Below are 24,805 nucleotides of genomic sequence, written 5' to 3' on the forward strand. Positions count from 1 at the left end.
CGAGGAGGCGCGACAATGGCGATTGATGAGACCCGGCGCTATGAGCTGCACGAAGCAGCGCGGCGAACCCTCGGCGACAAGCCAGGCGATGCGCTGATGGAACTGTTGCCACCGGTCGGCTGGGCCGACGTCGCAACGAAGCAGGATCTTCACACGCTGAGGGTCGAGGTTCAGAACATCGTGCTCTCCTCCGAGCACCGAATCCTGTTCTGGATGTTCACCACGGTGTTCACGACGGTACTCGCCGGGATTGGTATTTCGGTCGGCGTGGCACTCTCCGTCTGACGTCACGCGGCGCCGGTGCCAAGACTCGGGTACAGCTGGGGCGAGACCGAAGCCGAGCGCGCAGCCTCGTATCCGTGTGACGGGCTGATCGCCGAGCCGCACCAGACCTGTTACCGCGCGATCAGTGTCGACGCGCCCGCGCCGCTCGTGTGGCGATGGTTCTGCCAGCTGCGGGTCGCGCCGTACAGCTACGACTGGATCGACAACCTGGGTCGGCGCAGCCCGCGCGAGCTCACGCCGGGCCTCGACGACCTCGAGGTCGGCCAGAAGGCGGTGGCGATCTTCGAGATCGCCGGCTTCGAGCGCGACCGCTCGCTCACGCTGTACGCACCGCGCTCGATCTTCGGCGAGGTTGCGATCAGCTATTGCGTCACGCCGACGGCCGACGAGCGCTCACGTATCACCGTGAAGCTGATGGTCTGCTATCCCGGTGTCTGGCGGTTCATGCGCCACGTGCCACCCGTCGGCGATCTCGTGATGATGCGCAAGCAGCTGCGCACCTTGAAGAAGCTCGCCGAGCGCGACTACGTCGCGGCCAAGTAGCGTCGCGTCACGCGCCGGGCGGGGCTTCCATCGCGGCGAGCACCTCGGCGACGAGCTGCGAGCGCGGCGGCATGCCCGGGATCTGCTCCGGCGGGCTCGGGTTCACGCCCTCGGCGATCGATTCCCATCGCTTCAACGCGAGGTCCATCCAGCTCGGGTGGGTGAGCACCCAGAAGCGATCCTCTTCGATGCACGTGGCCACGAGTTCGGCGACCGCGGCGGGCGTCATGCCCTCGTCGGTCGCGCGCCGCAGATGTGGCTCCACCGCACTGAGCCCCGCGCCGACGGGTGGCGGCTCGCCGTCACCGGTCCAGTTGCGCTCGGCGTCGATGAGCGCGGTGCGCACCCAGCCGGGGCACAGCACGCTCACTCCGACGTTGAGGCTCGCCGCCTTCATGTCATGGAACAGGTTCTCGGAGATGGCGACGACCGCGTGCTTCGTGGCGTCGTAGATCGGGTTGAGGCCCGGGAAGAGCCCGGCCATCGACGCGGTGTTCACGATGTGGCCGCGCCCGCCCAGGGCGAGGTGGGGCATGAACGCCCGCACCCCGTGGATCACGCCCCACAGGTTCACGCCGAACACCCATTCCCACGCCTCCGTCGGACCGAGCCACGGGTCGGCCCGCGACACCACGCCGGCGTTGTTGCACACGACATGCACGCCGCCGAAGCGTTCGACCGCTGTGGTCGCGAGCGCCTGCACCTGCTCCTCGCGGCTCACGTCGGTGGGCACGCCGAGCACCTCGCCGCCGTGCTCGGCGAGTCGCGTGACCGCGTCGTCGAGTGCGCCGGGTTCCACGTCGGCCGCCACCACGTGCAAACCGGCGGTCGCGAATCGCTCCGCCAGCGCGAACCCGATCCCGCCGGCGGCGCCGGTCACCACCGCGACGTCACCCCGCTCGAGCTTCATGGGCCCCCTCGCAGCGCGGACGGGCGTCAGTCTGCCTGCTGGGTGTCGGTCGCGTGCGTGGGGCTATGCGCGGTGAACCCGCCGTCGACGCGCAGTACCTCGCCGGTCACGAACGCACCCTCGTCGGACGCAAGGAACGCCACCGCGGCCGCGATCTCCTCGGGGTAGCCGAGCCGGCCGACAAGGTGGCTCGCGGTGTAGCGGCGCAGCGTGTCGCCCATCGGCCCGCCGAGCGCGTCCTGGGTGGCCTTGGGTACGACGACGCCGGGCGCGACTGCGTTGCACCGGATCCCGCGGTCCCCGTACGCCGTGGCCACGTACTTGGTGAGCGCGACGAGACCAGCCTTCGACGTGCCGTACGCGGCCAGCGACTTGCTGCCGTAGAACGCCGCGGCCGACGCGGTGTTCACGATCACGCCACCGCCGCGCTCGAGCATCGCCGGGATCGCGAAGCGACAGCCCAGCATCGGGCCGGTGAGGTTGACGGATATCACCGTGTCCCACGTGGCGAGGTCCATCGTGACGACGTCTTGGTCGATCATGTTGAGGGAGATCGCGGCCGCGTTGTTGTGCAGCACGTCGAGCCCACCGAATGTGCTGACCGTCGCCGCCACCATCTGTTCCACCGCCGCGGGATCGGACACGTCCACGGTTTCGGGGCGCGCGGTGCCACCGGCGGAGACGATCTCGGCGACCACCTTCTCCGCGGCGCCGGCGTCGAGATCGGCCACCGTGACTGCGGCACCCTCGGCGGCGAGTCGCATCGCGGTCGCGCGCCCGATCGCGCCCGCGCCGCCCGTCACGATCGCGACTCTGTCCTCGAAGCGGCTCACAGTTGCGAGCGTACCGAGCACCGGAGCACCCGGTTCGAGACGGCCACGGGCGCGGGAGTAGACCTTTGGCGACGACGGGAGGTTCCCCGTGATCGGATCCGTGCACGTCGCAGACGTCGGTCGCCGCTCCGCACTCGGTCTGCTCCGCAAGGCGCCGAAGCCCGCGTCGACGCCCGGGCTGCGCAACGCCAACCTCGGGATCACCAAGCCGCCGAGCGCCAAGCTCCGTGACGCACCCGACTTCGGGCGCGTCGCACTCGTCGCCTTCTGGGACGATGACGCTGCCCTCGACCGCTTCCTCGCCGACACTCCGCTGGCGCACACGTTGGCCGGCGGCTGGCGGGTGCGGCTCGAACCGCTGCGCATCCACGGCAGCTGGCCGGGAGTGCCCGACGATCTGCCACGCGCCCGCACCGTCGAGCACGACGGGCCGGCCGCGGTGTTGACGCTCGGCCGCTTTCGCTGGCACCGCGTCGTGCCGTTCTTGCGCACGAGTGCGAAGGCCGAGGGTGCCGTCGTCGATGCGGCAGGCAAGATCTGGGCGACCGCACTGGCCAAGCCGCCGTTCGTCTCGACCTGCTCGCTGTGGGAGTCGGACGATGCGCTACGCGCGTACGCCTACGGCGGAGAGAGGCTCGCGCACCCCAACGCCATCGCGGCTGACCGGGCGAACGGGTTCCACCACCAGTCGGCGTTCATCCGGTTCCGCCCGTACGGCTCCGAAGGCGAGCTCGCCGGCCGCAACCCGCTCGCCGAGTCGTGGATGCCGGCGCCGAAGTAGCTGTCATACCCGGACGCGAGGATTAGCTCCGACCTTCCCAGCGCTTCCCCGGTGCGACGAGTCCGAGGAGGCGCGACAATGGCGGTCGATGACACACGGCGCTACGAGCTGCACGAAGCGGTCCGGCGGACCTTGGGCGAGAGCCCGGGTGACACGCTGATGGAATTGCTCCCACCCGTAGGTTGGGCCGACGTGGCGACGAAGCACGACCTCGAGCTTCGGTTGGCGACACTCGAAGCCAAGATGCAGGCGACGGTGCTCGCGTCGGAGCATCGCATCGTGATCTGGTTGGTCACGACGATGGCGGCTGGCCTCGCCATCGCGATCACGGTTGCTCGTTCGATCTGACCAGATGCTCTGGCCGTCCGTGACGGACTAGGCGCCGTTCGTCTTCTTGCTGTTGCGACGGACCTTGCGGCGCTGCTTCTTGCCGGGAGGCCCACCCGAGCCACCCGATTCGGTGTGGTCCCGGTTGTTCGCGCGACTTGACTTCTGCTTTGCCATCGGTTCCACCGTACTCGGCTGGTGGGCACGGGGCACCATCTGAGGTTCGTCTCGGGCGCGCCGCGGTGATTCGCGAGAGGCTCTGGCCATGACGAACACACGCCCCTTACCTGTCGGCGGGGTCGGGCCGGTGCCCGACGAGGACGAGATCGAGGCGGTTGCCGCGGCGCTGCGCACCGGCATCGACGTCGGACCGATCGTCGAGGAGTTCGAGCGCCGCGGCGCCGACCTGTTGGGCAAGCGCCACGGCGTGATGGTGAACTCCGGTACGTCGGCACTGCAGCTCGCGGTGGACCTGCTCGAATGCCAGCCCGGCGACGAGGTGATCACCTCGGCGCTCACGTTCTCGGCTGACATCGCGCCGCTTGCGCGCGGAGGCATTGTCGCCGCGCTCGTCGATGTGGAGCCCGACACGTTCCAGATCGACGTGGACCGCATCGAGGAGATGATCGGCCCGCGCACCAAGGCCATCCTCACGCCCAACCTGGTCGGCAACTGCCCCGACTGGGACCGCATCCGCGCCCTCGCCGACGCGCACGGCCTGATCGTCGTGGAGGACAGCTGCGATGTCCTCCTCTCCCAGCTGCGCGGTACGCCCACCGGAGCCCGGGCCGACATCGTGTGCACGAGCTTCGCCCGTGGCCACTCCATCACCGCCGCGGGCCAGGGCGGCCTGATCGCCACCGACAACACCGAGTGGGCCGACGCGTCCCTGGTGCGGCGCCGGTGGGGCCGGCGCTCCGAGACGTTCCTATTCGGGAGCAACCGTGACGGTGCGCAGCGCTTCGGGAAGCTCGACGACGGCACCGACTACGACATGGTGTTCCTCTTCGACGACCTCGGCTACAACTTCTCGCCGTCGGAGTCGATCGCGGCGTACGCGCTGGTGCAGCTCGACAAGCTCGACGGCTTCAACGAGTGCCGACAACGGAACTTCCACAACATCGACGAGGTCCTCGCGCCGCACGATGGCATGGTCACGCGCCCGCGCACGACCGACGGTGTCGACACCACCTGGATGATGTACCCGTTCGTCCTCGCCGACGACATCGAGCGCACGCCGGTGCAGAAGTTCTTCGCCGAGCGCGGTGTCGCCACCCGCATGGTGTGGAGCGGCAACATCCTGCGCCAGCCCGGCTTCTCCAACATCCCGCACCGGGTGGCGGCCGACGGCTTGCCCAACGCCGACCGGGTGATGGATCACGCGCTCGCGCTCCCCACCTACCACTGGATGAGCAGCGACGACGCCGGCCGCGTCGTGACCGCGACGCAGGAGTGGGTGGACTCGCTCAGCGGCTGATCGGACGGCTCGCGGTGGTCGGACCTGGCGGGTCCGACGGCGCCCGCGCCATGATCCCCGCCGACCGATCAAGGGGGACACCATGGGCATGCTCGACGGCAAGATCGCGATCGTCACCGGCGCGGGGCACGGCGTCGGACGGGGTGAGGCGCTCGAGCTGGCGGCGCAGGGCGCCAAGGTGGTGGTGAACGACCTGGGCGGGTCGTCAACCGGCGAGGGTGCCGACCAGCGGGCCGCCGACGAGGTGGCCGCGCTCATCAAGTCTCGGGGCGGTGAGGCCGTCGCCAACTACGACGACGTCGCCGACTTCGCCGGCGCCAAGCGCATGATCGACCAGGCCGTTGACGCGTTCGGGAAGCTCGACGTGCTCGTGAACAACGCGGGGATCCTGCGCGACAAGATGATCTTCTCGATGACCGAGGAAGACTTCGACTCGGTCATCCGGGTGCACATGAAGGGCACCTTCGCCCCGATGCACCACGCGTCGGTCTACTGGCGGGAGCAGTCCAAGGCCGGCAACCAGCCGCGCGCCGCGATCATCAACACCGCGTCGGGTGCTGGGCTCCAGGGCAACATCGGCCAGACGAACTACGGCGGCGCGAAGGCCGGGATCGCGGCGATGACGATCATCGCCAGCCTCGAGCTCGCGCGCTACGGCGTGCGCGCCAACGTGATCTGTCCGGGTGGCATGACGCGTCTCGCGGGCACCATCGTCAAGGACCTGGAGCTGAAGGAGCCCGAGGAGTACACGGAGTTCACGCCGATGAACCCGCAGAACTCGGCGCCGATGGTGGCGTGGCTCGCGTCGGACGAAGCGATCACCGTGACCGGCCAGGTGTTCCGCGCCGTAGGCAACTCGATCTCGCACTACATCCCGTGGACCGTGGGCACCGAGGTGATCAGCAAGGACGAAGGCAAGTGGGCACCGGAGGACATCGGCAACGCGGTGTACTCGAAGATCTTCAAGAGCCGTCACCCGGGCTTGCAGATGGGCGGCTAGGAGCGCTCCGGACCCTCCCGATCCGAGCAAGTGACGCAAAGGTTCCGTATTTGAACCTGAACGTCACTTGCTCGGGGAGAGGTGCTCGGTGGTCACCTTTGCTCGAGGGCGCCACGGTGACGCGGCAAGCCGAGGAGCTGCTCGGCGATGAGGTTCCGGTGGACGTCGGTGGTGCCGCCGTAGATCGACGTGCCCTGCGCGAACCGGTGGATCCACTCGAGCGTGCCGCCGACCGGAGCGCCGTCCTCGCCGTGAGGGAGCACGCCAGCTGGTCCGACCATGTCGAGGAGGTCGCCCGCATCCCGGATCAGCGCGTCCGATCCGAACACGCGCACATAGGGCGTCGGCATGACGCTCACGAGCTCCCGGTCGAGCGCAGCCTCGGCGAGGCGATCGCGGACGAGCGGGTCGTTGATCGGGAGCGTTCCGTCGGGCCGGGGTGTGTGCGCCCATTCGACGGCCGTGTCCACCAGCGTCCCGAGCACGCCGTACCAGCCAATGGCGTCGGGTCTCGTCCCCATCAGCTCGAGGCCGCCGGTTCCGTGTTGCAAGCCGTGCTCGACCGCGAGCCCGCTCGCCGCGACCTGCCAGCCCTCACCCACTTCGCCGAGTCGGTAGGTGTCATCGATGCGCACGCCGTCGTAGAACACGAAGTTGGTGCGCTCACCACCGAGGGTCTCGATGCCGCGCACCTCCACGCCGTCGACGTCGAGAGGAACGAGGAACATCGTGATGCCGCGGTGCTTCGGCGCATCGGGATCGGTGCGAGCCGTCACCATCGAGTACTGGCACAGCTGCGCGCCGGTCGTGAACATCTTCTGCCCGGTGATCACCCACTCGGAGCCGTCACGCACGGCGCGCGTCCGGATCGCGGCGGCGTCGGATCCCGCATCCGGCTCGGTGTAGCCGAGCGACATCAGCACCTCGCCTCGGGCGACGGCCGGGAGAACCCGCTCCTTCAGCTCGTCGCTGCCGAACGTCCGCACCACCGCGCTCACCAACCGGATCGAGCCGTACAGCGGAAGCAATGGGCCGACGCGCCGTTGCAGCTCGTAATCGACGAGAAGCGCGCGCATCGGGTCCAGGCCCGCGCCCCCCTCTTCGACGGGCGCGCCCGGCCACACCCAGCCACGTGCACCCATCGCCAGCTGGAGGGAGGGGATGAAGCCGTTCCCCTCGCGCCGCTCCTTCTCGAGCATCGCCTCGGTGAGGTGCTCGTCGTAGAACGCACGCACCTCGTCCCAGAAGGCGAGCGTGTCGGCGTCGAGCTCGAGCGGGCCGAAGTCCATCGTCAGTCCCGCCCCATCAGCTCGGCCCCGCCAGGCCGTAGAGGAGGTCAGCGATCGACGCCAGCCGCGCCCGCGGATCGCCCGCGAGCAGCGCGCCGCTCTTGGCGCGTCGGAAGTAGAGCTGCATGTCGGACTCGAGCGTGAAACCCAACCCGCCCAAGGTGTGGATGCCAACCCGGGTCGCGTGCTCCGCGGTGCGACCGGCAAAGAGGTAGGCCATCTCGATCGCGACCGGCGCGCGCTCGGGCCCGTGGTCGGCGAGCCACGCGGCCTTCCACACCAGGTGACGCGCGCCGACGACGGCAGACGCCACATCGGCGAGGGGGTGCGCGATCGCCTGGAACGCGCCGATGGGAACGCCGAAGGCCATTCGATCCTTGGCGTACTGCACCGCGAGGTCGAGCGCGCCCTGAGCCACGCCCACGAGAGTCGCGGCCGTCAGCGCTCGCCACTCACGGCACGCATCGTCGAACCGCGCGTGCGCGTCGGCATCCGAAGCCAGGTCGATGCGCGATGTGTGCGGATCGCCGGGGTCCCACCACCCCAGGGGCTCGGACCCGAGGTTGCGCGGGCCGTCGATCGGCTCGTCGCGCGTGGCGAGGACGAGCTGATCGCCGAGCAGTCCGACCACGCCGTCGGCCACCGCTCCGCCCGGGACGAGCTGCGGCACGCCCGCCTGGGCCGGATGCAGCGCGAGCACGACGCGGCGCGTGCCGCTCGCGACGGCCGCGAGCCATTCGGTGGTGACGTTCCCGCAACGAGCCATGAGGCGCGTCGCAGTCACGACCGGGACGAGCGGCACCGGTGCCAGTCGATACCCCTGCTGCTCCGCGACCAGCGCGAGCTCGACCACACCGGCGCCGTCACCACCGCGCGCCGTCGGCAACCCCATCGTGGGCACGCCGGTGTCGACCATCTGCTGCCAGAGCTTCCCGTCGAAGCCGAGCGGCTCGGCGTCGCGGACCCGGTCGATCGGGCTCTCCCGCTCGAAGAGGCTCGCGAACGTGGCGCGCAGCGCCTCCTGGTCGTCGCTCAGCGAGAAGTCGCTCTTGCGCAGCTCGGTGTCCATCGCTCCGTCCTCGAGGGATCGAGCATTGTCGTGCCGTTCGTGGCCTCCGCGCCAGAAGCCGCTTCGTCGGTAGCCTGCGCGCCTTGCACTTGGCCTGGGGACCGGAAGAGGAAGCATTTCGCGCCGAGCTGGGCGCGTTCCTCGACGCGCACGCACCGCCCGAGGCACGCGGGCGGGGCATGGACCCCGAGTGGGGTGAGGGTGGTATCCCCGAGTGGGCGCGCCAGTGGCAGGCGCTGCTGTTCGACCACGGCTGGCTGATCCCCGGGTACCCACCCGAGCTCGGTGGTCGCAACGCGAACGACGTGCAGACGCTCGTGTTCTTCGAGGAGCTCGCGACGCGCGGGATTCCTCGGGCGCTGCACTTCCCGGGCCACGCCATCGTGGCGCCGAGCCTGCTCGAGTTCGGCACGGAGAAGCAGAAGGAGCTCGTGCCCGCGGCGATCCGGGGCGACACCGTGTGGTGCATCGGCATGAGTGAGCCCGGCGCCGGATCCGACCTGGCGTCGATGCGCACGCGTGCCGAGCTCGACGGCGACCACTTCGTGGTGAACGGCCAGAAGGTGTGGACGTCGTACGCGATGTGGTCGCAGATGTGCTTCCTCTACGTGCGCACCGGCGCGCCTGACTCCAAGCAGCGCGGCATCAGCGTGCTCATCCTCGACATGGCGACGCCCGGCATCGACGTGCGGCCGTTGCGCCAGGCCACCGGCGGCGTCGACTTCGCCGAGGTCTTCTTCACCGACGTGGTCGTACCGGTCGAGAACCTCATCGGTGAGATGAACGACGGCTGGCGCGTCACGATGGGGTCGCTGGCCCATGAACGCGCTGGCCTGTGGCTCGAGTGGATCGGCGCGCTCGACCACCTGTTCCGGCGCATCGTCGACCAAGCCAAGGCGAAGGGCGTGCTGGGTGACGAGAACATGCGCGGGTCACTGGCCGCGGCGTACGAAGAGGTCGCGGGTCTGCGTGCGCTCGGCTACAAGGGCTTCGCGACGTACGAGAAGGCCGGCGCGGCGCCGGAGCACGCCCTGCTCAAGCTGGCGACGTCGGAGCTGCGCAAGCGGCTGGCGCAGATCGCGGTGGAGATCGACCCGACGCCCGAGAACCGTCGGGAGCTGCTCGGGAGCTTCTCGGGCACGATCGGCGGCGGCACCTCGGAGATCCAGCGCAACGCGATCGCTCGCCACGTGCTCGGGCTCCCGAGGTCGTACTAGCCGATGAACTTTTCGCTCACACCCGATCAGGAGCTGCTGCGCGACACCGGTCGAGCGCTCGTGCGCGAGCACTGCCCGTCGAGCGTCGTGCGCGCCTACGTCGACGATCCAACCGTGGCCGATCCGCTCTCGACGCGGCTCGCGGAGTTCGCCGGCCTCGTTTCAGGTCCCGCGGTGGACCTCTGCCTCTTCCTCGAGGAGATGGGCGCCGCACTCGTACCCGGCCCCTTCGTGCCGACCGTCGCCGCGTTCGCGCCTGTCGTCGCGGCGATCGGCGACGACGCGCTGCTGGCGCGCGTGGCGAATGGTGAAGTCACGGGGACCGTGGCATCGGCGCCGCCGCTCGAGCTGCTCGCGCCGGACGCCGACCGCGTCGACATGGTGGCGATCCTTGACGACGCCGAGGGCGTCGCACTCGTCGAGCGTCCGGCCGCCGATCTGCGTGAGCCGTTCGACCTCTCCCGCCGCTCCTTCGACGTGCGTCTCTCACCCGGGCATAGCCGGGTGAGAGACGCACCCATGGGTTTGGGGGGTGCGCTGGCGCGGGCCACGGTCGCGTTCAGCGCCGAGCTGATGGGGGCGACCCGCTGGATGCTCGACGCCACGCTCGAGTACGTGAAGACGCGTGAGCAGTTCGACCGGCCGATCGGGTCGTTCCAAGCACTCCAGCACCGCCTCGCCGACATGTCGCTGCTCTACGAACGGGCGTGGAGCAGCGTGTACTGGGCCGCGATGGCGATCGACGCGGACGACGACGAGCGCCACCGCGCCGTGCACGTGGCCAAGTCCAGTGCCAGCGAGGCCGCGCGCCACATTGCGGGGGAGGCGATGCAGATGCACGGCGGCATCGGCTTCACCTGGGACCACGACCTGCACCTCTACATCCGCCGCGCCTTCGCGGCGGAGGAGGTGCTCGGCACCACCGCATGGCACCGAGACCGCCTCGCCGAGCTCGTCCTTGCCTGATCAGTCCTTCGCCCGGGCTTCGGCGAGCAGACGACGGGTGCGGTAGCCGTCGTTCGAACACCCACCGCCGGACCTCGACGGCGTGGTGGCCATGCACCTCGCCGCGCACCTGTGGTGGGAGGAGGACCGCGTCGACTTCAGCACGTTCCACGCCGACCGCATCACCGCGGACTGGATCCGCACGAGCAACGCCACCTCTGCGGTCGCGGCGCGCCGCTTCCTGCCCTAGGACAGACTCGGGGCGATGAGCAGGCACCCGGTCCGGCGATGGACCTGCGGCGTGCTCGCCCTCGCATTTCTCGTACCGGTCTTTGGCATCGGGAGCACGGCGAGCGCAGGCCCGTCGCCCGACCCGACCTGCCGGTCGCTGTTTCCCGGTTTCGAAGACGACACCCCGGCTGGCCGGTGCCACCCCGTTGACGAGATCGTGATCGACGACGCGACCGTGCGCGTCTACGTGCACGAGGACGTGGCAGACGCACCCGACGCCGAGGTGCGCGAGCGCACTGCTGATGCGGTGCAGCGAAGCTTCCTCGAGTACACGCTCCTCGGCGTGATGCCCCCGGTCGACATCGTCGTCGTTCCCGAGCTGTCCGTGGATGCGTACGCCGAGTCAGGTCCCGACGATCGCGGCACGTGCGTCACGTTCGTGTCGCGATCGACCTATCGGCGAGATCGCCTGTACCGGCACACGCTCGCTCACGAGCTGTTCCACTGCTTCCAGTTCAAGCAGCTTGGCATCGAGATCTGGGATGCCGAGGACGAGGGCGGCGAGTGGTGGGTCGAGGGAACCGCGGAGTACTTCGCCAACGTCGTGTACCCGGATGACAACCTCGAGCGCGAGTACCTCGCTTTCCTGCGCTCGAGTGAGCCACGCCACTCACTCGTCGATGTGTCAGTCGGTGCGTACGTGTTCTTCCAGCACTTCGCCAACCGCCACGGCAACCCCGCCGTCGTCGAGTTCATGCAGACCATGCCCGCGACGGGCGGGCGGGCGGATCAGATGGCTACCGCGGCAGCGTGGCCAGGGATGGACGAGCTCTTTCACGACTACGCGCGCGCCTTTCTCAGCGACGAGATCGTGGACGCGAACGGAGCGACGATCCCCGTCCGGGCGCGGCAGGAGACGCGGGGCAGCTACGTCATCGACCGGGAACAAGAGGTCTTCGAGTTCGACGATCTGGAGCCGTTCGAGATCCATCGCCTGCGGATGAGGTTCGAGTCGCGCCACACCTTCGACCTCGACTACCTCGAGAGCGCCGGCGTGCGCAGCGCGGCCCAGGAGCCGCGTGCGCCGTGGGAGGAGCTGCCCGATCCGGTCGAGACCTGCGATGAACACAGGTTCCTCCGGCTCCTGATGACCACGACCGCGAACGACGCACAGTCGGCCAAGCTCGACGTGCTCACCGCGACCGCGAGCGATCCCGACAACGAGTCGACGGTGTGCTGCCTGGCCGATGCCGAGAGCCGCGTGCGCGATCGGGCGGCCCGGCGGCAGGTGCGCATCGTGGTGTGCGGCGCGATCCAAGCCGAGTTCGTCGGCGGCGTGTGCTGGGTCGAAGGCGAGTTCCTCATGGTAACGGCCGGCTACAACGCTTTCCCGGGAGCGACGCGCCTGGCGACGGGCCCGTACCCGCGCGGGTACACGTTCATCCTCGGTCTCTCCCAACCCGGCTTCGAGCCGTCGGGTGATCCCAACGTGTCGATCACCGACGGCACAGAGATCGTGCACCCGGGGGCCGGCGCGACCCTCACGAAGAGCGACGACCTGCTGACGGGCACGTTCACCGCGGGGGGCGACGCCGGCAGCATCGCCGGCAGCTACCGCTGCCCGCGGCTCACTCCGGTCGAGGAGCTCCCCTAGCCGTCGAGGCGCTCGACGTGCTGGAGCTCGACCATCAGCGGCAACAGGTAGCCGATGTACGCGCTCGTGAGGGTGTAATGGAGCTCGGGTCCGTGCGTCGTGCGCGCTTTCACGTCAATGATCCGCACGCGGTCGTCCCGCTCGGCATACGCCCTGGCCTTGTCGACGATGCCATGGAGCTGATCGAGCTCCCGCACTGATACGCCGAAGTGGTCGAGCGCCGGCGTCACCATGTGCTCGCCGGTCTCGGGATCGCCGGGGAGCAGGTAGACGAACTCACCGAACGCGCCTGTATAGAGGATGAGCGGGTTGCCGGTCTCACCGGTGTTGTCGCCTTCTGTCCATCCGAAGACCTCGCCGTAGAAGTCCAGGATGTCGACACGGCCCTGCTCGTCGAGCACCTTCGGGTCCATGCTCATCGCCACATGGTTCAGACGCGGCGCGCCTCGCTCGGCACGCGGTGGGTTGCTCATGGTTTGACCATCACCTTTCCTGCGAGCTCGCCGGCGGCGAGCCGTTCCATCGCGTCGAGCACGCCGTCGAGGCCCACGTCTATGGGCTCGACGAGCAGATCGAGCGGCAACGCGCCCGACGCCAGCAGCTCGAGCGCGGCTGCGAAGCCACCCGTGTCGTAGTTGTACGCGCCGAGCAGCGTGAGCTCGAAGATGATCGCCCGGTTGTGGTTCACGCGCGGCATGTCGTGTCCGGTGCCCACGAACACGAACGTGCCCGCCCAGTCGAGCTGATCCATCGCCGACTCCGCCGCGTCGGCGCGCCCCGAGCACTCGAACACCACGGAGAAAGGCTGGTCGACCCGCCGACCCATCGGCGCCGGCGGGAGCTCATCGGGCGTGCACACCGCCGACGCGCCGACGGCGAGGGCACGCTCGCGCCGCGCGAGTGCCGGCTCCGAAACGGTGATGTCGTGCACACCCTTCGCACGGAGCACCGCAACCGTGAGCATGCCGACCGGTCCGGCGCCGGTCACGAGCACACGGTCATCGGGTGTCACGCCGGACAGACCGACGGTGTGCAGCGTGACTGCCAGCGGTTCCGTGAGCGCAGCGTGGCGCGTCGAGAGCGACTCGGGGATGCGCAACAACTGCTCCGCGGCCACCGTCTTGTAGCGCGTGAACGCTCCGGTGTACGAGAACCAATCGGGAGTCTCGCGCCGCAAGCAGACAGCAGGACGTCCGCTGCGACACGCGCGGCACTCACCACAACCCGGCGTGGTGTCGCACACGACCCGAGCGCCGAGCTCCCAACCCTTCACGTCGTCGCCGAGTGCGGCGATCGTGCCCGACCACTCGTGCCCGAGCACCGAGTCGGGGCGCGCGTAGCGCTCGAGCACGAGGTGGAGATCCGTGCCGCAGATGCCGCAGTGGCTCACCTCGACCATCGCCTGACCCGGCCCTGGTGTCGGGACCGGGACGTCTCGCACGGCCATCGCGCCGTCGCCCAAGTACACCGCGGCTGGCATGACCGCTGCGTCGATCGGCACGGTTGGTGATCCTACGGCGATGCCCCCCAAGCGTTCCGGGGCCAGGGTTCGTGAGTACCCCGATCGGTAAGAGAGAATGGGGTCCGACGCCCCGCAGCGACTCGGTTGCGGGGTTCATCAGTGTCTCTGGAGGGATCCCCTTGAATCGCAAAGAGCTCGTGACCGCCATCGCCGAAGACCTCGACGCTGACAAGCGGTCGACCGATGCGTTTCTCTCGGCGTTCATCGACGTGGTCACGACCACCGTCTCGAATGGTGAGCCGATCACGATCACCGGTTTCGCCAAGTTCGCCCGACGTGACGTTGCTGCCAAGCCCAAGCGTCAAGTGAGGAACCCTGCAACCGGCGAGACAATGTGGGCGAAGCCGAAGCCCGCATCGAAGGCTGTGAAGATCACCCCGCTCAAGGCGTTCAAGGACGCGGTGCTCGCGTCGAAGCGCGGTGGAGTGAAGAAGCTCGTTCGCCGCCGCTAATCGGCGTCGTTACCAGCGTCGTTACTGCGTGTTTCCGCAGTCGCCAGGGACGGGAGCGAGTGACGCGGGCTGTGGCGCGAGGGTCGCGCCGGGCTCGGGTTCGGGCGCGGCCACCGCCGTGGACCGGATGATGCCCTCGAACGAGCCTCCGAGCACCAACACGACATCGGCGCCTTCGATGGAGCCGTCCTCGATCTCTTCCACGTCACCGCTGATGACGGCGGCCACGAGCGCGGCCTTGTCGTCTTGGCCCGAGGCGTAGCGAACCTCGGTGACGCCGCGTTCGTTGGCGTTGCCGGTGCCGGCGCCGACGAAGCCGAGACCCTCGAGATCGCCGAGCGCTTCGGCGGCCCCTCCCTCGACCCCTGACGCGTTGAGCACGCGCACGCGGGTCTCACTGGGCGTCGCGTCACCGGCGTCGGATCTGATGACCGTCTCGAAGTCGCGCAGCTGCGCGAGCACGGACTCCGCATCGCCCGTGGTCTCGAGCACCGACTGGCCATCACGCGTCGCTGGTGTCGTCGGGATCACCAGCGTTGCCGGTCCGGGCTCCTCTTCGGTCGACGCGAACCCGTCGGCCAAGGCGAACACGTCGCCTCGACCGAAGTCGGCATCGAGCGTGAGCTGGCCGATCGCGGCGTCGGCGATCTTGTTCGCGGTGAACGGATTGGTGAGCGCCTTGTCCATCGCCTTCTCGCCGAGCACTCGCAACAGCGCTTGTTGGCGGGCGATGCGACCGATGTCAGGGATGGGGTCGGCGATCTCCCATTCGCCGGTCGCGGCGTTGAAGAGCTCGAGGTTGCGTGAGCGCACGAACGCCAGGGCGTCCACGCCGTGGAGGTCGACGCAGCCTCCGAACGGAATGTTGAGGGTCGAGAACTCGTCACGGGCCGGCGCGGGGAAGAACACGGGAATCGTACCGATCGCATCGACGACCTGACGGAACGACTCGAAGTTCACCTCTACGTAGTGGTGGATCGGGACGCTGAAGCTGCTCGACAACGTGTCGACCACGGACTGCGGTCCGTCGTTGAACGCGGCGTTGAGCTTGGCGTCGCCGCGGCCGGGGATGTTGACCCACAAGTCGCGCGGGAACGAAACGAGTAGCGAGCGCTCGGAGTCGGGGTCGGTGTGCAGCACCATGATCGTGTCGGAGCGCTGCCCGCCGGCCTCACCGAAGCGTTGCGCGTCGCTGGGATCGTCGGAGATGAAGGACCGGGTGTCGGAACCGATAAGGAGGTAGTTGGCCCCGCCGCCCGCCGGCGACTCGGCGACCGCCAGGTCCACCCGCGTCGCCTTTCCGAGCTTCACGACCAACAGCAGGTTGAGCAGGATGAAGCCGCCGACCACGAGCGACAGGACCAACACCACGGCAACACCGGCCCGGCCCGCGAAGGTCTGACCGCTTCGACTCGGGGACACGCCTGCGACCGTACCGGCGCCGGAGCGCCTGTTCGCGTCAGACCACCGCGCCGCCTACGTTGCTGGGCATGACGGGCACCGCACCGCACATCGACTTGCTGGCGGGCGACCTCTACGGCGACCGGGCGCGCGAGGCGTACACCTGGATGCGGGCGCACTCGCCGGTGCACTTCGACGAGAAGAACGCCATGTGGGGACTCGCCACCTACGACGCCGTGCTCAGCGCCGAGCGTGACGCGAAGGTGTTCTCGAACGCAGGCGGGAGCCGGCCCGACACCGGCCCGCTGCCGTGGATGATCGACCTGGACGCGCCCGAGCATCTCAAGCGGCGCAAGCTCGTGAACCGAGGCTTCACGCCGGCGCGGGTGCGAGCCAGCGAGCCGCAGCTCGGTCGCATCTGTGACGAGCTCATCGACCGCGTGTGCGAGCAGGGCGAGTGTGACTTCGTGCACGACATCGCCGCGCCGCTCCCGATGATCGTGATCGGCGACATGCTCGGCATCCCGCCCGAGGATCGTGGCCTGCTCCTCGCGTGGTCCGACGCGATGCTCGCGTCGCTCAGCGGGGACCCCGAGCACCTCGAGGCGGCCGGCGAGGCGTTCCTCGGCTACCAGGACTACGCACAGAAGATGATGGCGGCCCGACGTGAGTCGGGCGCGGCGGACGATCTGATCGGCGTGTTGGTGCACGCGGAGATCGACGGCGATCGCCTGGAAGACCACGAGATCGTGATGGAGACGCTCCTGCTCCTCGTGGGCGGCGACGAGACCACCCGCCACGTCACGACCGGGGGCATGGAGCAGCTCTTGGTGAACCCCGACCAGCGCCAGCGGCTCGTCGACGATCCCACGCTGCTCCCGAGCGCGCTCGAAGAGATGCTGCGCTGGGTGTCACCGATCAAGAACATGGCGCGCACGGTCACACGTGACGTCGAGCTGGCTGGCCGACAGCTCCACGCCGGCGACCGGGCGCTCCTGCTCTACGAGTCGGCCAACTTCGACGACGGGCAGTTCAACCGCCCCGAGCGCTTCGACATCGAGCGGTCACCGAACGAGCACCTTGCCTTCGGGTTCGGGCCGCACTTCTGCCTCGGCGCGAGTCTGGCCCGACTCGAGCTCCAGACGATGTTCGAGCGGTTGCTGACGCGCCTGCCCGACCTCGAGCTGGTGCCCGACGCGTCGTATCCCCGGTTCCTCGGTCAGCTGGCGGAGATGCCGGTTCGGTTCACGCCGGTACCGCGGGTGCTGGAGTAGCGCTCGGGCTACTGCTTGTGCTTGCGGCGGTAGCGGATCGTCGCCACCGCAGCCGCGATCACCGCGCCCGACACGACGACGATGGCGCCGTTGCGCAGGCGGATCTTCGTGCGGTTGGTCTCGTGGTCATGCTCGGTGCCGGCGACCTCGCCGAGCGGGATCTCCTGCTCGCCGCCGTCGGTGTCCGTGATCGAGAGCACGCCCTCGCCGAACGCCTCCTGGCGGCTCAGGCCCTCGAGCTGCTTGGCGTAGAGCTCGCCACCGACGCCGGCGGGTACCTCACCGAGATGCGCGTCGTCGAAGTCTCGGTCGTCCAAGCTGTCGTCGCGAACCACGGCCATAGGCGCGCGAGGTTAGAGCAACGCGCCCGAGCATGTCGCAGTGGCCGTACTCGTCAGTAACCTGCGCCCGAATCGTGAGTGCGCTCCTGCTTGCGCAATGCTTCGCGCACGCGCCCGCGCGTCGCGAGATCGGTGAGCACGGCCATGCCTGGCACCGAACCGAGTCGACTCCACCCGCCGATGCGCGGCACGGTGATCGTGCGGTAGCCGGGCAGCCGACGCGTCAACGCGCGCAGGATCGCCCGAGAGACGGTCTCGACCGGCAACCCGCGGTCCATCGAACCGGGCTCGGGAGCCGGTGCGCCGGTCATCTCGCGCGCGATGAACTCGGTCTTGATCGGTCCCGGTGCGATGAGCGTGACCGCAACCCCGCGGCCACGGAGCTCGCGGCGTAGGCCGTCATTGAATCCCTGCACGGCGTACTTCGTGGCGGAGTACACGGCCTCGGCGGGCACTCCGACGTACCCGGCGATCGAGCCGACGTTGATGATGTGGCCGCGTCCGCGGGTGAGCATGCCCGGGAGGACGCGCTGGGTCAGATCGATCAGCGCGAGCACGTTGAGCTCCAGCAGCTCGCGCACCTTGGCGGCCGGCATGGTCTCGACGAACCCGTGATAGCCGAGACCGGCGTTGTTCACGAGGACGTCGACGTCGCCAGCCGCGGCGAGCAGCGCGATCCGGTCGGCGTCCAGCGAGAGGTCGGTCCGCACCGGGGTGATGCCGGGTTGCTCGGCCGCGAGCTCTTGCAAGCGCGCCTCGTCACGCGCCGCGGCCGTGACCCGGGCACCCTTGCGCGCAAGGAGCAACGCGGTCGCGCGTCCGATGCCGGTCGAGGCGCCGGTCACGACGATGTTCGCGTCTCGTACCTTCATCGCGCCGGCCATCGGCGCGGGAGCCTACCGGTCAGCCGTGACGAGGCTTGGGGCCTCGCAGGGTGCCGTCACGTCAGCTCGTCGCAGTGACTGGACCGGCGCGACGGTGCGGATCGTGAGCCACGACACCGCCCCGCCAAGCGCGCACAATCCGCCCGCGAAGAACATGGCCCGGTCGAAGCCGCGTTGTAGATCGAGACCACTCCCGGTGCCGGCGATGCCCGCGACCGCGGGAAGGACCGCGACCGCGAGCAGCCCCGCGATGCGCGCCACCGCGTTGTTGATGGCCGATCCGATGCCGGCATGGCGATCGTCGATCGCGGCGAGCACGGCGGCGGTGAGCGGGGCGACGGTGATCGTGAGCCCGATGCCGAGCATGACTGCGCCGGGGAGCACGCCCTCCCAGTACGAACGGTCGGGATCGGCGAGTGCGAACAGCGCGATGCCAGCTCCCGCGACGAGCGGGCCGACCGTCATCGGGACTCGCGGCCCGATGCGTTGCGCGAGTGCGCCGGCACGCTGCGAGAACGCCAGCATGAACAGCGTGATGGGGACGAACGCCGCGCCGGCCTCGAGCGCGGAGTAGTGGAGCTCGGTCTGGAGGAACACCACCACCAAGAACATGGCGCCGCCGAGCGCGGCGTACACCGCGAGCGTCGCGGCATTTGCACCAGAGAACTGACGTGAGCCGAACACGGACAGCGGGACCATCGGGTGCACCGAACGTGCTTCCCATGCGAGGAACGCGGCGAGGGAGGCGACGCCCGCGATCCCGATCACCAGGGGTGTGCCCGACCATCCATCCGCGGGGCCTTGGATCAGGGCGTAGACCACGCCGGCGAGGCCGCCGGCGAGGAGCCCACCACCCACCACGTCGACATGCCGGTCAGCGTCGTGGTCGAACGTCTCGGGAACGTGGCGCTGGGTGAGCACGACGGCGATCGCCACCACGGGCAGGTTGATCAAGAAGATGGCGCGCCACGACACGGCGTCGATGAGCCAGCCCCCGAGGAACGGACCGATCGCCAACGAGATCCCGCTGAGCCCGGACCACGCGCCGATCGCCTTGGCCCGGTCGTCGTGGTGGAACGACGCCGAGATCATTGCGAGGCTCCCTGGAACCAAGAGCGCGGCCGCGGTGCCTTGCACCAGCCGCGCCGCGATGAGCGTTTCGGTGGACGGCGCCACGCCGCAGGCGAGCGATGCGATCGCGAAGCCGACCAGTCCGAACACGAACATGCGGCGCCGACCGAACAGGTCGCCGAGCGACCCGCCGATCACGAGCAACGAACCGAGCGTGAGCAGGTAACCGGTGAGCACCCACTGGAGGTCGGCGAGGTTGGCGCCGAGGTCGTCGGCAATCGTGGGCAGCGCCGCGTTCACCACGGTGCCGTCGAGGAACGCGACGCCCGACCCGAGCACCGCGGTGGTCGTGACCCACCGGCCGGCTGCGGTACCGGTTCGGATCGCAGGCGCGGTGTCTGCGCTCGGATCGCCTCTCACCGACGCATCTTGCCCCGGATCGCGTGGTGCGCCGAGCGAATCAGGCGGTGTCGCTCACCGTGCCGGTGTCGGTGTTGGTGTTGAAGCGCACGAAGCCGACGATCGGGATACCGCCCACGCAGTCGAACGAATGGTTCCCGACGCCCGCGACGGGGCCGTTGTACAGGACCGTTGCCGGGTTGATGGCGTGGTACACCTGCAGCGTGTAGCCCTTGGTGCCGCCGTGGCCTTCCCACGTCACGACCGTGGGGCACACGCCCGCGCCGGTCTTCGTCACCTGTGCCGTCGCGGCCGGGACCGCCGGCTGCGCGGGCTCCGCTGGTTCCGCAGGAGCAGCCCCGCCACCGTTGTTCCCGCCGCCACCGTTGTTCCCGCCACCAACACCGTTGTTCCCGCCACCAACGTTGCCGCCGCCACCGTTGCCCCCGCCCTCGTTCGCCGCAGCTGCGGCCGTCGTCGGGGTGGTCGATGTGGTCGACGTGGAGGTGGGCGACCGCTTGCCTGCGGCCACGGAGGGATCGCCGTGGCCACCGAGCACGACTCCGGCGCCGACGCCACCGACAATCAGGAGGAGGGCGCCCAATCCGTAGACGAGCCAGCGGGGGACGCGGACCGTGAAGTTCTGTTCCATGTGAGATGTGATCGGCTTCGTCGGAGAACCTTGCGACTTTTTGCACGGGATCCAGCCGGTACCCTCGCCCCCAATGGGCAGGCGGGATCAACGGCAGCGACGTCAGCGCAGCCGCCTGGTCATCGGCGCTTCGGTGGCGGCGGCCGCAGGCCTCGCCGTGTCGGCCGCGTTCGCCTTCGGTGGCGGTGGCTCGAGCAGTGGCGTCAAGACCGCCGCCACGAGCACGTCGTCGACGTCGACCACGACCACGTTGCCGCCGACGACGACCACGACCCTCCCGCCGATCCCGTCGTCATCGCTCACACTCACACTGCTGCGGCGGGTCACCGGTGCGATCGCGCCGAAGTCGGTGGTTGCGTCCGGCGGCGGCCTCGTGTTCGCCCAGAACATGATGTACCGGCACACGGTCACGGTGTACGACCGCGACGGCAACCTCGTGGCCACGATCCCCGACTCCGTGCAGTACTTGACCGGCACGGTGCAAGGGGCGCCCGTCGAGGCGGCGTTCTCGCCCGACGGCCGGTTCGCGTACGTGTCGAACTACTCGATGTTCGGGCCCGGCTACACCCATCAGGGCGCGGACGCGTGCGGACCTGGCGACGGCATCGACAACAGCCTCGTGTACCGTATCGACACCACGACGCTGGGCATCGACTCACGCATCGCGGTCGGTCAGGTCCCGAAGTACGTGGCGGTCACGCCGGACGGTCGATACCTGCTGGTCACCAACTGGTGCTCGTTCGACATGAGCGTGGTCGACACCGTCACCAATCTGGAAGTGAAGCGGGTCCCGCTCGGCCCTACCCCGCGCGGCATCGCGGTTGATCCCACGTCTCGGTTCGCGTACGTCGCGGTCATGGGAACGAGCGACGTGGCCATCGTCGACCTCACCACCTTCGCTGTCGACTGGATCCGCGGCGTGGGCTCGGGTCCGCGCCACATCGTGCGCGACCCAACGGGTCAGTTCCTGTACGTCACGCTCAACGGTGCCGACCAGGTCGTCAAGATCGACACTGCCTCCCGGACCGTCGTGGCGAGAGTGTCGACGGGCAGCGAGCCGCGCAGCATGGACATCGCGCCCGACGGTCACTCGTTGTACGTCGTCAACTACAACTCGAACACGGTGACGAAGGTTCGCACCAGCGACATGGTCGTGATCCAGACGGTGTCCACCGGCACGCACCCGATCGGCATCACGTACGAGCCCACCGCGAAGCGGGTGTGGGTCGCCTGCTACGCGGGCGAGATCATCGTGTTCAACGACGCCTGATTCAGGCCGCGGCGACCCGTTCTGCGTACGCGTCGGCGAGCGCCCGTAGTTGCGCGCCGCCGTCACCGCGGTAGCTCGGCCCGTGCATGAGCGCGAGTGTCGTGGGTTCGAGGTCGGCGAGGCGTCGGATCGTCGGTGCCGTCATGGGCGTGAGTGACGTGCCGCCGAACAAGTCCTCCGCCGCCATCGCAGGACCCAGGAGGTCGTCCTCCACGAGCGGCTCGCACTCACCCTGGGCTGTGAACAAGTCGCCGCAGAACAGGGTGTTCGTGGTCTCCTCGTAGAGCAGGCCCGCGTCCCAGGCGTGCGGCACGTGCGGTGTGGCCAGGTGGCGCACCCGCCGACCACCGAGATCGATGACCTCGTCGTCGACCAAGCCGCGCGGCGGTCGCGCTGCGTAGTCGTTCAACGACACCATCACACCGGTGAAGGTGTGCATCGCCTCGGCCTTCGGCGCGGCCGCGAGCAAGTCGTTCAGCGCGCCGCACTCGTCGGCCTCAAAGTGCCCGAAGCTGATCCAGCGCAGCTGGTCGAGTGGCATGACACGGGCAACTGCCTCCGACACGAGCGGGAACAGCCCGTGCATCCCGGTGTGGAACAGCAGCGGCTCGTCGGCCTGGATCAGGAACTGATTGAACGCGAGCTGGGGCTCGGGCACGAAGGTGCTGAACCGGTAGATGCCGTCCGCAATCTCGTCCACACGGGTTTCCATGAGCGTCTCCTTACGTGCCGAGCTCGCCTCTCGCGAGCAGCTCTACCGGATCTTGCATGCGCACCATGCCGAGGTAGCCACCGCCACGACCGAGGCTGTCGTGCAGCGCGTAGCCGAGCAACTCCTGGGCCTGGCGCGGCAGCGTGGCCGCCACGTCGGGGGGCGTCGACAAGACGTTGTTCTCCTCCGTGCGCAGCCAACCCAGGCAATACGAGAGGTGCGCGCCACGGCGGGGGATGTCGGTCGAGTTGGCGCCGCCGGCATGGATGGTGCCCCCGGAGTAGATGACGGCGGACCCGGCCGGCATCTCCGCGTACGCGATCTGGTCGGGCTCTGGTTGTGGCCGCGCGTGCTGCTCCGAGGGGGAGAGCCATCGGTCCGGCCATTGGTGACTCCCCGGCACGACACGCGTCGCGCCGTTCCCGCGCGTGAAGTCGACGAAGGCGATCACCGACGCGACCTGGAGCTCGGGGTGCGGGCGCGGCACGTCGCTCCACACCGCCTCGTCGCGGTGGAGCCACTGCTCGTCGGAGCCCGGACCGCGCTGGAGCAGGTGCCCGAGGTTGAGCTGATAGCGAGCACATGACGGCAGCAGGACGCGATCGCAGATCCCGAGCAAGGTCGGATGACACATCACGTCGACCGCGAACGAGCGCGAGATGCCCGGGACCCCCGGCACCTGCTTCGTGAACGGCCCGTGGAACGCCTGCATGATCGGGTTGAAGAGCTCCTCGTGGGGGTCGGCCGCCTCGACCGCGGTCTCGACCTCCTCGTTGACCCGATCGACCACGGCGAGCGGCAGCAGCCCTTCGACGATCGCCGCGCCGTCACGATCGATCGCGGCGCAGATCGCACCGATGTCCGCTGCGTTGTCGAACCGCTCGATCGTCGCGCCCATCGGTTCCCCCTCGTCAGGCTCGATGCTACCGACAACACTCCGAGGACACGCGAGGCGCCGTGTCAGAATCGTGTTGATGGCCACGGCGAGCGGGAAGTTCGAGAGCTACGGCATCGTCGGCTTCGGCCACTTCGGTCGGATGCTTGCTGGATCGCTCGTCGAGCACGGTCGCGTGCTCGTGTACGACGAGCACCCCGCGAACGTCGTCGCGCTCCCCGATGGCGTGCAGGAAGCCTCCATCGAAGACGTCGCGAAGTGCGACGTGGTCATCCTCGCCGTGCCGTTCTCGTCGCTCGAGCACGCGATCCAAAGCGTGCGGGACCACCTGTCGCCGTCGAGCGTGGTGATGGACGTCGTTTCCACGAAGGCGCTGGCCACCGAGCTCCTCGAGTCGAACCTGCCCGACGGCGTGAACATCCTCGCGACGCATCCCCTCTTCGGGCCGCCGTCGATGACCCACGTCGAGCAGGGACAGCACCTTGTCGTCACGCTCGCGCGCGGTGAGCGAGCCGAGCAGCTCGTGGAGTTCCTCGCCCAGGAGTTCGGGCTCGACGTGTTCCGCATCGATCCGGCCAAGCACGACGAGTCGATGGCCTACATGCAGGCACTGCCGTTCTTCATTGCCCGCGCGCTCGTGCGCCTCGACATCCTCGATCTCAAGGATCGCGAGCTGCTCGCGTTGCCGTCGTTCGAGAAGCTCGCCACGATCGCCGCGATCGAGCAGCACCACACCCAGGAGATGTTCGACACGAGCCAGCTCAGCAATCCCTACGCCGCGACGGTGCGTCGCCGCTTCCTCGACATCCTCGAAGAGATCGACGCCGAGCTCGAAGGTTCTTCGGGGCCCTGATCGCCCCGCACGCACCGCGACAACCGAGCAAGTGACGCTGAGGTACCAAATACGACCATAAGCGTCACTTGCTCGGGGGGAATTGGGTTCGGGCCCGGGGCCGGGGCGCATCGGGTTCACGTCGATCGTGCCCATCCCGCACACGAAGCCGAGCGTCCAGGGCTGTACGAGGAAGTCGCCCTCATTGGGCGGTGTGAGCTGCACGTTGTCGGGGTTGGGCTGGCACTGCACGTCCTGCGGCTCACCAGGGCCCGCGACCACGCTCCAGTGCAGCGTCGTGTACGCCTGACCGCCGTTTGCGGCGAGCGTCACCGTGGCCTTGGCGACGTTGGAGTTGCGGACCACGTTGGTCGGCAGCATCGCCGTGCCCCCGTTGGCGAGCAGCTGCATCCCGATGTAGCCGAACATCGTGCAGGCCTTCTGGCTGTTGTTGGTGAACACGAGGTTGGCGTGGCGCTGCCCGGCACCGGCGTCGCCCTCGCTCAGCTGTGCCGCGAGCTGGGAGACCAAGCACGTCG

Annotated in this window: 28 protein-coding genes; 14 read left to right on the forward strand and 14 right to left on the reverse strand. The window is 68.9% G+C overall.

The window, feature by feature from the left end; all coding sequences use genetic code 11:
* Both WEE69_06570 and WEE69_06575 read left to right on the forward strand, forming a co-directional pair.
* A partial coding sequence (locus WEE69_06570; GenBank protein MEX1144950.1) for a hypothetical protein occupies positions 1-285 on the forward strand: 285 nt, incomplete at its 5' end.
* A gap of 15 nt (positions 286-300) precedes the next feature.
* Positions 301-828: a hypothetical protein gene (locus WEE69_06575; GenBank protein MEX1144951.1), complete on the forward strand. Its 528-nt coding sequence runs from the start codon at positions 301-303 to the stop codon at positions 826-828.
* A 7-nt stretch (positions 829-835) separates the two neighbouring features.
* On the opposite strand, the gene WEE69_06580 is transcribed toward WEE69_06575, so the two are convergent.
* Positions 836-1,738 carry an SDR family NAD(P)-dependent oxidoreductase gene (locus tag WEE69_06580; protein ID MEX1144952.1) on the reverse strand — a complete coding sequence of 301 codons (903 nt, stop codon included), beginning with the start codon at positions 1,736-1,738 and terminating at the stop codon, positions 836-838.
* Positions 1,739-1,764: 26 nt separating this feature from the next.
* On the reverse strand, positions 1,765-2,571 hold the full coding sequence (locus tag WEE69_06585; GenBank protein ID MEX1144953.1) for a glucose 1-dehydrogenase: 807 nt from the start codon (positions 2,569-2,571) through the stop codon (positions 1,765-1,767).
* Between the two features lie 88 nt (positions 2,572-2,659).
* Between WEE69_06585 and WEE69_06590 the strand changes: the two genes are divergently transcribed.
* Together WEE69_06590 and WEE69_06595 are read left to right on the forward strand one after the other, a co-directional pair.
* Positions 2,660-3,352 carry a spheroidene monooxygenase gene (locus WEE69_06590; protein MEX1144954.1) on the forward strand — a complete coding sequence of 231 codons (693 nt, stop codon included), beginning with the start codon at positions 2,660-2,662 and terminating at the stop codon, positions 3,350-3,352.
* Between the two features lie 78 nt (positions 3,353-3,430).
* Positions 3,431-3,700, forward strand: a complete 270-nt coding sequence (locus WEE69_06595; protein ID MEX1144955.1) for a hypothetical protein — start codon at positions 3,431-3,433, stop codon at positions 3,698-3,700.
* A gap of 27 nt (positions 3,701-3,727) precedes the next feature.
* Here the strand turns inward: WEE69_06595 and WEE69_06600 are convergent, their stop codons facing one another.
* Positions 3,728-3,856, reverse strand: coding sequence for a hypothetical protein (locus WEE69_06600; GenBank protein MEX1144956.1), 129 nt, complete (start codon positions 3,854-3,856; stop codon positions 3,728-3,730).
* 88 nt (positions 3,857-3,944) lie between these two features.
* Between WEE69_06600 and WEE69_06605 the strand changes: the two genes are divergently transcribed.
* Together WEE69_06605 and WEE69_06610 are read left to right on the forward strand one after the other, a co-directional pair.
* Positions 3,945-5,156, forward strand: a complete 1,212-nt coding sequence (locus WEE69_06605; protein ID MEX1144957.1) for a DegT/DnrJ/EryC1/StrS family aminotransferase — start codon at positions 3,945-3,947, stop codon at positions 5,154-5,156.
* An 82-nt stretch (positions 5,157-5,238) separates the two neighbouring features.
* Positions 5,239-6,156 (forward strand): SDR family NAD(P)-dependent oxidoreductase, encoded by a 918-nt coding sequence (locus WEE69_06610; protein MEX1144958.1) that lies wholly within the window; start codon positions 5,239-5,241, stop codon positions 6,154-6,156.
* 92 nt (positions 6,157-6,248) lie between these two features.
* Here WEE69_06610 and WEE69_06615 read toward each other — a convergent pair whose 3' ends face one another.
* Together WEE69_06615 and WEE69_06620 are read right to left on the reverse strand one after the other, a co-directional pair.
* Positions 6,249-7,445 (reverse strand): acyl-CoA dehydrogenase family protein, encoded by a 1,197-nt coding sequence (locus tag WEE69_06615; protein ID MEX1144959.1) that lies wholly within the window; start codon positions 7,443-7,445, stop codon positions 6,249-6,251.
* Between the two features lie 16 nt (positions 7,446-7,461).
* Positions 7,462-8,514 carry an acyl-CoA dehydrogenase family protein gene (locus WEE69_06620; GenBank protein MEX1144960.1) on the reverse strand — a complete coding sequence of 351 codons (1,053 nt, stop codon included), beginning with the start codon at positions 8,512-8,514 and terminating at the stop codon, positions 7,462-7,464.
* Between the two features lie 83 nt (positions 8,515-8,597).
* On the opposite strand from WEE69_06620, the gene WEE69_06625 reads away from it, so the two are divergent.
* The 4 genes from WEE69_06625 to WEE69_06640 all read left to right on the forward strand — a co-directional run bounded on the left by WEE69_06625 (position 8,598) and on the right by WEE69_06640 (position 12,561).
* Positions 8,598-9,731, forward strand: a complete 1,134-nt coding sequence (locus tag WEE69_06625; protein ID MEX1144961.1) for an acyl-CoA dehydrogenase family protein — start codon at positions 8,598-8,600, stop codon at positions 9,729-9,731.
* A gap of 3 nt (positions 9,732-9,734) precedes the next feature.
* Complete coding sequence (locus WEE69_06630) at positions 9,735-10,697, forward strand: acyl-CoA dehydrogenase (protein MEX1144962.1); 963 nt, start codon at positions 9,735-9,737, stop codon at positions 10,695-10,697.
* Positions 10,698-10,782: 85 nt separating this feature from the next.
* Entirely contained in the window at positions 10,783-10,926 is a 144-nt protein-coding gene (locus WEE69_06635) for a hypothetical protein (GenBank protein MEX1144963.1), read from the forward strand.
* A 15-nt stretch (positions 10,927-10,941) separates the two neighbouring features.
* Positions 10,942-12,561, forward strand: coding sequence for a hypothetical protein (locus WEE69_06640; protein ID MEX1144964.1), 1,620 nt, complete (start codon positions 10,942-10,944; stop codon positions 12,559-12,561).
* On the opposite strand, the gene WEE69_06645 is transcribed toward WEE69_06640, so the two are convergent.
* Positions 12,558-13,034 (reverse strand): hypothetical protein, encoded by a 477-nt coding sequence (locus tag WEE69_06645; protein MEX1144965.1) that lies wholly within the window; start codon positions 13,032-13,034, stop codon positions 12,558-12,560. The genes WEE69_06640 and WEE69_06645 overlap by 4 nt on opposite strands.
* On the reverse strand, positions 13,031-14,062 hold the full coding sequence (locus tag WEE69_06650; protein MEX1144966.1) for an alcohol dehydrogenase catalytic domain-containing protein: 1,032 nt from the start codon (positions 14,060-14,062) through the stop codon (positions 13,031-13,033). The genes WEE69_06645 and WEE69_06650 overlap by 4 nt, the downstream gene beginning before the upstream one ends.
* 140 nt (positions 14,063-14,202) lie before the next feature.
* Here WEE69_06650 and WEE69_06655 point away from each other — a divergent pair, with 140 nt between their 5' ends.
* Positions 14,203-14,535 (forward strand): HU family DNA-binding protein, encoded by a 333-nt coding sequence (locus tag WEE69_06655; protein ID MEX1144967.1) that lies wholly within the window; start codon positions 14,203-14,205, stop codon positions 14,533-14,535.
* Between the two features lie 21 nt (positions 14,536-14,556).
* Here WEE69_06655 and WEE69_06660 read toward each other — a convergent pair whose 3' ends face one another.
* On the reverse strand, positions 14,557-15,957 hold the full coding sequence (locus WEE69_06660; GenBank protein MEX1144968.1) for an LCP family protein: 1,401 nt from the start codon (positions 15,955-15,957) through the stop codon (positions 14,557-14,559).
* Between the two features lie 68 nt (positions 15,958-16,025).
* Here WEE69_06660 and WEE69_06665 point away from each other — a divergent pair, with 68 nt between their 5' ends.
* Positions 16,026-17,210 (forward strand): cytochrome P450, encoded by a 1,185-nt coding sequence (locus tag WEE69_06665; protein MEX1144969.1) that lies wholly within the window; start codon positions 16,026-16,028, stop codon positions 17,208-17,210.
* A gap of 8 nt (positions 17,211-17,218) precedes the next feature.
* Here the strand turns inward: WEE69_06665 and WEE69_06670 are convergent, their stop codons facing one another.
* Genes WEE69_06670 through WEE69_06685 form a run of 4 tightly spaced genes read right to left on the reverse strand, consistent with a single transcriptional unit; the run spans position 17,219 to position 20,557 of the window.
* Complete coding sequence (locus tag WEE69_06670; protein ID MEX1144970.1) at positions 17,219-17,551, reverse strand: hypothetical protein; 333 nt, start codon at positions 17,549-17,551, stop codon at positions 17,219-17,221.
* A gap of 53 nt (positions 17,552-17,604) precedes the next feature.
* Positions 17,605-18,435: an SDR family NAD(P)-dependent oxidoreductase gene (locus WEE69_06675; protein MEX1144971.1), complete on the reverse strand. Its 831-nt coding sequence runs from the start codon at positions 18,433-18,435 to the stop codon at positions 17,605-17,607.
* Between the two features lie 12 nt (positions 18,436-18,447).
* Positions 18,448-19,926 carry an MFS transporter gene (locus WEE69_06680; GenBank protein ID MEX1144972.1) on the reverse strand — a complete coding sequence of 493 codons (1,479 nt, stop codon included), beginning with the start codon at positions 19,924-19,926 and terminating at the stop codon, positions 18,448-18,450.
* Positions 19,927-19,966: 40 nt separating this feature from the next.
* Entirely contained in the window at positions 19,967-20,557 is a 591-nt protein-coding gene (locus tag WEE69_06685) for a hypothetical protein (protein MEX1144973.1), read from the reverse strand.
* Between the two features lie 73 nt (positions 20,558-20,630).
* On the opposite strand from WEE69_06685, the gene WEE69_06690 reads away from it, so the two are divergent.
* Positions 20,631-21,827 carry a YncE family protein gene (locus tag WEE69_06690; GenBank protein ID MEX1144974.1) on the forward strand — a complete coding sequence of 399 codons (1,197 nt, stop codon included), beginning with the start codon at positions 20,631-20,633 and terminating at the stop codon, positions 21,825-21,827.
* Between the two features lies 1 nt (position 21,828).
* On the opposite strand, the gene WEE69_06695 is transcribed toward WEE69_06690, so the two are convergent.
* Both WEE69_06695 and WEE69_06700 read right to left on the reverse strand, forming a co-directional pair.
* A complete protein-coding gene (locus WEE69_06695; protein MEX1144975.1) occupies positions 21,829-22,539 on the reverse strand; it encodes an MBL fold metallo-hydrolase in 711 nt (236 codons plus the stop codon).
* Between the two features lie 10 nt (positions 22,540-22,549).
* The gene (locus tag WEE69_06700) at positions 22,550-23,437 is read right to left on the reverse strand and encodes a phytanoyl-CoA dioxygenase family protein (GenBank protein ID MEX1144976.1); all 888 of its coding nucleotides are present in this window, start codon (positions 23,435-23,437) and stop codon (positions 22,550-22,552) included.
* A 76-nt stretch (positions 23,438-23,513) separates the two neighbouring features.
* On the opposite strand from WEE69_06700, the gene WEE69_06705 reads away from it, so the two are divergent.
* Positions 23,514-24,287: a prephenate dehydrogenase gene (locus tag WEE69_06705; GenBank protein ID MEX1144977.1), complete on the forward strand. Its 774-nt coding sequence runs from the start codon at positions 23,514-23,516 to the stop codon at positions 24,285-24,287.
* The last annotated feature ends 518 nt before the right edge of the window (positions 24,288-24,805 follow it).

The organism is Acidimicrobiia bacterium (genome assembly GCA_040881685.1).
In the GTDB taxonomy this organism is placed as follows: Bacteria; Actinomycetota; Acidimicrobiia; order IMCC26256; family PALSA-555; genus SHVJ01.